We start from the raw sequence: 8,687 nt of genomic DNA, 5'->3' as shown, positions 1-8,687 counted from the left end.
CGGCGTGGCGACCGGCGCCGGCGCGCCCGGCTTGCGGGTGGCGCCGGTCACCGACGACAGCGGGAGCGGGAAGGTACTGCGCTGGTCTTTCATGCGATTCCCTGTGCCAGCAATTCCAGCTGGGTCTTGTGGGTCAGGTCCACCTGCAGCGGCGTGATCGACACGCGGCCTTGCTGGGTAGCGTGGAAATCGGTGCCCTCGCCCGCATCGCGGCAGGCGCCGGGCGCGCCGATCCAGTAGATGTCGCGTCCGCGCGGGTCCTGGGCGCGGATCACCGGCTCGGCCTGGTGACGGCGGCCGAGACGGGTCGGGGTCAGCGGTCCGATGTCTTCGTAAGGAAGGTTCGGGATGTTCACGTTCAGCAGGAAAGGCGACGGCAGCTGCTCGAAGCGGCGCTCGACGATGTCGCGCGCCACGCGGGCGGCGGACTCCACATGCGCCCAGCCATGGTGAACCTGGGAAAAGGCAATCGCCGGAATACCGAACAGGTAGGCCTCGGTCGCGGCCGCGACGGTACCCGAATACAGCGTGTCGTCGCCCATGTTCTGGCCGTTGTTGATGCCGGAGACGACCAGGTCGGGCGGCGCGTCAAGCATCGCGGTCAGCGCGATGTGTACGCAATCGGTCGGTGTGCCGTTGACGAAGTAGAAACCATTACCAGCCCGCTGGACCGACAAGGGACGGTCCAGGGTCAACGAGTTCGAGGCGCCCGAGCGGTTGCTGTCGGGTGCGACGACGACGATTTCGGCGATCGGCGCGAGCGCTTCCGCCAGGGCAATGATGCCTGGTGCAAGGTAGCCGTCGTCGTTACTGATGAGGATTCGCATTCCCGGGATTTTACCTGAAGCAACGGTCTTATCGCTCGCTTCCGGTCGCAATTTCACATTTTATGATGCTTTCCGACACGATTTGACCGCTTCTTTTTGTATTTACATTAAGTCTCATGAGCGTCGTGGCAAGGGTCCTGGTTGGCTTGGCAAGTCCTTGGGAAGGCGCTTCCGTCCTCGTTCGACCGGGCGACTCTCCCATCAGTTCTTGAACTGAAAACAAGCCCCTGCCCTCAAGTGTCCGGAGGATGCCGGCTGCGGAACGCGGCGCCGGGGCGACAGTCCTGGTCAGTAAACGTCTTCGGCATCAAATAGGATTACTGTTGTGATAGCATCAACAAGTCCTTGCATCCTCGGCATCTTCCTATTTCTCACAGTGGCCAGCTCGCTCCATGTCGCGCAAAGAACAGCATCCGGTGCTCCATGACTGAATTCGCGGCCGCGCGAGGATTGCCCGGCATGGAATCGCCTTGCGCGACGCAGCGCGCGCAGTGGAATTCATGGCGCATGCCCATCGCGCTGTCGGTATCCCTGCTGGTGCACGCACTGCTGCTGAGTATTAGCCTGGGCGGCAATGGTCTCGGGCTTCCCGGATTCCAGCTCCCATGGAAAGAGAGGCGGCTGGAGGCCGAACAGTTGCGCATCCTGCTCACCATGACGCGGCCGGGTGCGGCGGAGTCCGCACCGGCCGACCAGCCGCCTGCAGACCGTCCCTCTCCCGCCGGCCCCGCCCCGAGCGAGCGCGCCGATGTGGCCGTCCCCGCACCACAGGCCGGGTCGCCTTCCGCTGCGGCGACTGTTTCCATGCCGTCGCCGGCCGCTGCGCCGGACACTGCCATCCAGTCGGCGCCACCAATTGTCACAGTCGCGAAAGATGCGCCAACATCTCCAACGCCATCGGCCAGCCCGCTTCCTGTCGAGCCCCCCGCGCTGGCGATCCTCGACAAAGCCGACGACTCGGCAGCCAAGCTCAGCCAGGATGCGCTGAAGGCGAAGGCTGAGCAGGAAGCCGCGCGTCAGGAGGCCCTGCGCGCCGAACAGGCCGCCAAGGTCGAAGCGGCGCGCCTGGAAACCGAACGCCTCGCGCTCGTCCGGCAAGACATGCTTCGTCGCGAGGCGCAGCAGCAAGAACAGGCTCGGCAGGACGCTGCGAGGCTGGCGCTGGAACAGGCCGAGACCGCGCGCAAGGAAGTCCTGCGGGAAGAACAGGAAAGGCAAGCGCAGCAGGAAGCCGCGCGGCTCGACGCCGAGCGCCAGGAAGTGGCTCGCCAGGACGCTGTACGCCGGAAGGCGCAGCGCCAGGAAGCCGCCCGGCAGGAAGTGGAACGTGCGGAAGCGGCACGACAGGACATGGCGCGGCGAGAGCAGGCAAGGCAAGCGCAGATTGACACAGAGCGCAAGGAAGCCGCCTTGCGCGAACAGGCGAAACAGGCACAGCTCGAGGCGGAACGCCAGGAAGCGCTACGCCGCGAGCAAGCAAGGCAGGCGCAGCTTGATTCCGAGCGCAAGGAAGCCTTGCGTCAGGAACAGGCGAGACAAGCGCAGCTCGAGGCGCAGCGTCAGGAAGCCTTGCAACGTGAGCAGGCAAGGCAGGCGCAGCTCGAGGCGGAACGCAAGGAAGCTGCTCGACAGGCGCAGGCGAAGCAGGCGCAGCTTGAAGCGGAGCGGAAAGAAGCCCTACAACGCGAGCAGGCCAAGCAGGCGCAGCTTGAAGCTGAGCGTAGAGAAGCCCTGCAACGCGAACAGGCAAGGCAAGCGCAGCTTGAAGCTGAGCGCAAGGAAGCTGCGCGACAAGAGCAGGCAAGGCAGGCGCAGCTTGAAGCAGAGCGCAGGGAAGCCGCCCGGCAAGAGCAGGCGCGGCGAGCCCAGCTCGAGGCGGGACGGCAGCAGCCAGCCCGCCAGGAGTCGTCGCGGCAGGATCCGTCCAGTCAGGCGGCTGGGCAAGCGCCGGCCGGCCAGGATCAGGCGCAGCGGGAACGCGCCGAGCAAGAGGCGAAACGCGAGGAGCGCCTGAATGCGATCGCCAAACAGCTCAGGGAAGAAGCGGCCCAGCGCGATGCCGCATCGAATCGCCCTGGCCAGCCCCCGCTGCCTTCGGCGAGCAGCCTGCGCCGAGGATGGCTGTACGGACGCGCGGATCCGAATGCCGACCTGGTGCAGTACGCCGCAGCCATGAGCCGCAAGATCGAGATGAACATGACCTTCGACATGGTGCGCGACGCGGTGAAACAGCCGCACACCCGGCCCGTCGTGACGGTGGCGGTCCGGGCCGACGGCTCCGTGGAAAAGGTGAGCTTCGTCGTCTCCAGTGGCGTGGCCGCGATCGACGACCTGGTGCGCAAGGTCATTGCCAGCCAGGCGCCGTATGGCGCCTTCCCGCCTGCCCTGGCGCGCCAGTACGACGTGATTGAAATCCGCCGCACCTGGATCTTCGACATGGCGATCCGGCTGGAATGAAGCCTTGCACGTGTGCGCTCCGGCGCGGATCGCGCACACCCCTCGCTCACTGACAAGCGCCCACAGCAAACGGCTGCGTCAGCGGCAGTCGGCAGCGCGATATCGATCCTGGATGGCGCCTGTCAGCCCGGAGGCTCACATTGGACGTTCAGTCGCGCGCGGTGCGCCATTGCTGCCGCTTGGCGGGCTGTTCGTGCGGCGGGCAGGTGGTAATCCTTTGCCTGCCATACTTCTCCATCACATCGATGCTGGTGGCGGGCGCCCTGTCCGTGACGCAGTAGCTGCTGTTGCGGGCGACAACACGGGTACGGCGCGCGCCATCGCCTGTATCGTTCACGAGCTCTGCCGAGCCCGGCCGCACCATCGCGTGTGCTTCCCTCCATGCCCTGGCGCACGCGGATCTGCGGACTATCCAGCGGCGCCGTGATGGTGGGCTGCCCTTCCTCGCGCAGTGCGCGATCGATGCCGCCGGCGCTGCGCCGCGCCTTGTCGAGGATAGATTCGGCGCGTGGCAAAGCCGGCCTCTCTGTCTCGGAGGACGGAGCGGCCACAGGTTCCGGCTCGGCCGGCGGCGCATCCGTCGGAACGCGAGCCGCCGTGAGCGGGGCCGGAGCGAGCCGGTCCGCATCTTCCAGCGCCCGACGGCCCTCTCTTCGGGGCTCCGCGCGCATCGCTTGCGTCACCTTGCGATGTGGCGCTGGGGCCGAGTCCGAGTCCGGTGCAGACAGCTTGATCCACTGGATCGCAGAGCGCTCGCCTTCGGGCTGCCGGGGCGGCAATTTGCGCGCCATTTGCCAGGCGAGGATCAGGGCCGCGTGGACGAGACGGTGACCAGGAGGCCTGGCAAACCGCGTCCGGCTCCACCAACTACGGCCCGGGCGAAAGGGCGTAAAAAGACATTGCTCATGTGCGGACAGTATAGTCAGCGCCGTCCGCCACTTACTCACCAATTTTCTCGCTTAGTCGAAGATAAACCCGTTAAACAAGAGGCATAGAGCATGTTACGCAAGCTGAGTTGCAGCTCGCCGGCTGGAGCCGACACATTGCCGGACGGGCCAGGCCAGGAACAGGCCAAGCCCATAGGCAAGCATGGTCAGCGTGAGGGCACCGGGTTATCCCGCGCCGCTTCGATCAGGGCGCCTTCCAGCGACGAGACTTCATCCTGGGTGAAGGACAGCAGCGCATCCTTGTCGCCGTCCTGCAGATAGACCTGCTTGATCATCGCGGCGCCGCGCCGGCGCAAAGGGTCCGCGACGCTCGGCCTCAACACCGTGTTGCGCAGGCTGTCGGCCAGGGCGCGGGCCTCGCGCGGACTGCGGCTGTCGATCAGGTTTTGCAACTGGGCCAGCTTATGACCGAGACTGTCCGACACTTGCACGCCCTCCCCTCGTCCTTGCCTGTGTCCATGCTCTCGCTGCTGCCTATCCTCCGCCTCGGAACGCTGCAGGTCGATTCCCTCGGCCTGCTCCAGGTGGCGCCGCAATTCCGCCACCTGCTCACGCAGGCGCCGCGCCGCCTCGGTCTCCCCCTGCTGGCCGAGGGTCGAGGCAAGACGCAGCTGCATATCGAGCGTTTCCGGATGGCCGGCTCCGAGGTGGCGTTCGCGCGTACGCGCCAGCGACTCCTGGATGCTGCGCACCGCGGCCAGGTCGCCCTGCGCGGCCAGGATTTCCGCCAGTGCTTCGCGCGCACCCAGGGCGCCGGCGGCGTCCGGACCGTCGTGGCGTTCGCGGGCGCGCAGCACGGCTTCGAGCAGGCGGCGGGCATTACCCAGCTCGCCCATCTCGCCGAGCAGCTGGGCGAGGCGCTGGCCGCAGCGCAGCGTGTCCTCGTGCTCGGCGCCCAGCTGGCGGCGGCGGCCTTCCAGCACGCGCTCGCAGACAATGCGGGCGCGCCCGTATTCGTGCTGCTGGGTCAGGCTGATGGCCAGGTCTTCGAGGCTGTCGAGGGTGGCCGGATGTTCGTCGCCGAGCGCACGTTCGCAGGCGGCCACCACCTGTTCGTGCAGCGCCAGCGCGCGCTCGGCTTCGCCCAGCCCGGCCAGCACGCGCGCCAGCCGCGAGCGTGCGGACAAGGTTTCCGGATCGTCCGCGCCGACGCTGCGTGCGCAGGATTGTCCCAGCAGCTCGTACTGGCGGCGCGCCTCGGGCAGCGCGCCGGCGTCGAGCAGCAGCAGCGCCACGTCCGCGCGTGCGGCGCGCACGGCGGGATGGTCCTTGTCGAGCGTGTCTTCGCGCAGCGCCAGGCATTCTTCCAGGCAGGCGCGCGCCTCGTCGAAGCGCCCTTCACGGCGGCACAGGCCGCCCAGCCGGGCCAGGCTGTCGGCCAGTTCGCGCGCATGCGCTGCGAACTCGGCGCCGGAGTGGGCAGGACGCGCACGCGCCACCGCGGCGCGCAGGCGGATTTCGTCGAGCGACTGCCAGGGGAAGCGCCCCGGCGCCACCCATTCGGCCAGCACACCCGCGAAGCGCGCCAGGGCGCGGCGGTCGGTGCCGGGATCCGCCGTCGACATCGCGTCGGCCAGCGGCAGTTGCAGTTCGTCGAAATAGCTGTCGAGGTTGACGCGCGGCCAGCCATAGCAGGCGCGCAGCAGGACTTCGATGCGCGGCTGGTAGCCCGGTGCGCCCAGGCGCGCGTCGCCGCGGCGCCAGCGCTGGTGCGGATCGCTGCGCGCGCCGTCAGGGGCGCAGGCCAGCGGATACACCAGCAGCGGACGCTGTTCGTCCTCGTGGGTGCAGCGGTACTCGATGGCGCGCCGCACGGCGCCTTCGAAGCCGTCCAGGCTGCCCGGCGAAGGGGTGAACAGGCCGACCAGCCTGTCGGCCAGCAGCGTGGTGCAGACGCTGACCGCAGGCGAACGTCCCGGGCGGCTGGCCACCAGCACGTGCGAGAAATGGCGCGCCATGCGCGCGCCGAAGCGGCGGAACAGCGCCGGACAGGCGTCGAACAGCGCTTCCCAATCCAGCCGGCCGGCACGCTCGGCATAGCTGCCGTCGAAGCGCCCCGCGCGCATCAGGTACAGGGGGCGCCGCTGGTCCGCGCGCTCGACGTAGTTTTGCCAGTCGATCGCATCGAGCACACGCTCGGCCAGTGCTTCGTCGCTCCCGGCGCCGGTTGGCTGGGAGGCCTCGCGCCTCAGCTGCGTGCGGCAAGCCTCGAAGAAGTCGACCAGTCCGGGCCGCGCCCGCCGCTGCGTTTCGCCGCCCGCTTCGCCTTCAGCGCCGGGCTGCAAGCCGGGGTCCGCATCGCAGTCCGCGTCGGGGCGCGCCAGCACCGCGCAAGCCTCCTCGCCATCGGAGGAAAGCTCGAAATGCCGGTGCAAGGCGGGTGCATCGAGGTCCCAGTCGATCATCAGGACAGGCGAGCCCGCACGCGTCCGATCCGGCGCTCCGGCGCCCGCCCCTGCAAGTTGCAAGGCCAGCGCCGACAGCATTGCGTTGCGCGCGGCGCCGCCCTCGTAAGCATAAAAGGTGGTCACCTCGCCCGGTGTGACCAGCGGCGGCAGCGGAATGCGGTTATGTTCCATTTGGCTCCTCATTATTTTGGAAAAGTCAGGTCTGGAAGATCGCGCCACTCGGGTGGGACATCAGGAAGCACGAATTGGTTGCAGTCGTGGGTGGGCGGCGTATGCTTTTTTTGGCACGCGTAGTGGGTCGCGATCCGCTTGACCATCTTGTCAATGTCCGGAAGAAAATCTGGGTTCGACTTGAGATCGGCCGTGGCCATGGTGAAATGGGAGAAGTCGACATACAGGCTGCTCTCGGTGATCTGGCGCGGCAGGCTGTCCGGGTGGCGCGTCATGATCACAGGAATGATCAGGTGGCTGGGCAGGTCGTACCACTTGCTGCGTTCCTGCTCGAGCAGGCGCATGGCCGCGTACTCGCGGCGCGTGTAGGCGTGGGCTTCGTACTTGGGGGTGTAGATGAGGATCATGCAAACGCTCTCGCACATGGCGCGCGCGATCTTGCGGTCGAGGTCGTCCCCGCCTCCCAGCTGCTCGGTGTCGATAAACAGTTCGTCTTCGTTGTCGAAGTATGGTTCGAGGTAGCAGCGCAGCGCATCGGCCAGTGCCGACTTGAAACGCTTCATGAGTTCATGCTTGCCGTGCGCATAACTGAAGAAACAACCGTAACGGATTGCCATTCCCTTCTCCGGTTCCGAGGCGCTGAACTGGCGCGCCTGCCTCCTTCGACTCTAGCGCGCCCGACCTGCCCCACTTTGCGGGGGCACAAGTGTGACAGGCAGTGGCACGGCCGGCGAGCTCAGTTTCCTTCGGGCATAATGCGGGCCGATATCAATACAGGAGGAAGCATGAAAGCCGTACGCTGCAACGACTGGGGGCCGCCGGAAAGCCTGGTGGTAACGGACCTGCCCGACCTGCAGCCGGGCCCGGGAGAAGTCGTGGTCGACGTGAAGGCGGCCGGCGTCAACTTCCCCGACGTGCTGACGGTGCAGGGCAAGTACCAGTACAAACCGGAGCTGCCTTTCACGCCGGGCAATGAGTTCGCGGGCGTGGTGCGGGCCGTGGGGCCGGGCGTGACCGCCTATGCGCCGGGCCAGGGCGTGATCGGCTTCACGCGCACCGGCGGCTTTGCCGAGCAGGCGCTGGCGCCTCTCGAATCCTTGCTGCCGGTTCCCGAGGGCATGGACTTCGACACGGCAGCGGCGATCACCCTCACCTACGGCACGTCCTATCACGCGGTGGCCGATCGCGGGGCGCTGCAGGCGGGCGAGACGATGCTGGTGCTGGGTGCTGCCGGTGGGGTCGGCCTGGCGGCGATCGAGATCGGCAAGGCGCTTGGCGCGCGCGTCATCGCGGCGGCGTCCAGCGACGAGAAGCTGGCGGTGTGCAAGGCGCACGGGGCGGACGAGCTGATCAACTACGAGCGCGAGGACTTGCGCGAAGCCATCAAGGCGGCGACGGCGGGCCGCGGGCCGGATGTGATCTACGATCCCGTTGGCGGGCAATACAGCGAGCCCGCGTTTCGCTCGATTGCATGGCGCGGACGGCATCTGGTGGTCGGCTTCGCCGCGGGCGAGATTCCGCGCTTGCCGTGGAATCTGATGCTGCTGAAAGGCGCGTCGGTGGTCGGCGTGTTCTGGGGCGACTTTACGCGCAAGGAACCGGCGGCGCACCAGGCGGCGATGCAAAGGCTGATGGACTGGATGGCGGAGGGTAAGCTGCGGCCGCTGGTGTCGAAGCGGTATCCGCTGGACCAGACGGCCCAGGCGCTGAATGATATGGCGGGGCGCAAGGTCGTGGGTAAGGTGGTGATTACCCCGTAAGGAAAAGCTATAGCGCCTAGCATTTAGCGCTCTTTGTACCACCGCCCGTAAAACCGTCGTTGGGGGGGGCGGGGGGGCGGGCCCCCCGGGGGGGGGGGGGGGGGGGGGCGGGGCCCC

General features: G+C 67.3%; 6 protein-coding genes. 2 read left to right on the top strand and 4 right to left on the bottom strand.

The annotated features are described in order from the left end of the window. Positions 1-89 precede the first annotated feature (89 nt). A complete protein-coding gene (gene surE / locus J8847_RS23675) occupies positions 90-827 on the bottom strand; it encodes a 5'/3'-nucleotidase SurE (protein ID WP_211527142.1) in 738 nt (245 codons plus the stop codon). Between the two features lie 423 nt (positions 828-1,250). On the opposite strand from surE, the gene J8847_RS23670 reads away from it, so the two are divergent. Beyond that, positions 1,251-3,284 (top strand): TonB C-terminal domain-containing protein, encoded by a 2,034-nt coding sequence (locus tag J8847_RS23670; RefSeq protein WP_211527141.1) that lies wholly within the window; start codon positions 1,251-1,253, stop codon positions 3,282-3,284. A 148-nt stretch (positions 3,285-3,432) separates the two neighbouring features. Here the strand turns inward: J8847_RS23670 and J8847_RS23665 are convergent, their stop codons facing one another. From J8847_RS23665 to J8847_RS23655, 3 genes are all read right to left on the bottom strand, one after another. Further along, positions 3,433-3,621: a hypothetical protein gene (locus J8847_RS23665; protein WP_211527140.1), complete on the bottom strand. Its 189-nt coding sequence runs from the start codon at positions 3,619-3,621 to the stop codon at positions 3,433-3,435. A gap of 756 nt (positions 3,622-4,377) precedes the next feature. After that, a complete protein-coding gene (locus J8847_RS23660) occupies positions 4,378-6,810 on the bottom strand; it encodes a tetratricopeptide repeat-containing protein (RefSeq protein WP_211527139.1) in 2,433 nt (810 codons plus the stop codon). An 11-nt stretch (positions 6,811-6,821) separates the two neighbouring features. After that, the gene (locus J8847_RS23655) at positions 6,822-7,427 is read right to left on the bottom strand and encodes a toll/interleukin-1 receptor domain-containing protein (RefSeq protein WP_211527138.1); all 606 of its coding nucleotides are present in this window, start codon (positions 7,425-7,427) and stop codon (positions 6,822-6,824) included. A 168-nt stretch (positions 7,428-7,595) separates the two neighbouring features. Here J8847_RS23655 and J8847_RS23650 point away from each other — a divergent pair, with 168 nt between their 5' ends. Next, a complete protein-coding gene (locus J8847_RS23650; RefSeq protein ID WP_211527137.1) occupies positions 7,596-8,570 on the top strand; it encodes an NADPH:quinone oxidoreductase family protein in 975 nt (324 codons plus the stop codon). Positions 8,571-8,687 lie beyond the last annotated feature (117 nt).

This window comes from Massilia sp. AB1, from assembly GCF_018119385.1.
GTDB lineage: Bacteria > Pseudomonadota > Gammaproteobacteria > Burkholderiales > Burkholderiaceae_D > Telluria.
This window is presented reverse-complemented; position numbering and strand designations above follow the sequence as displayed.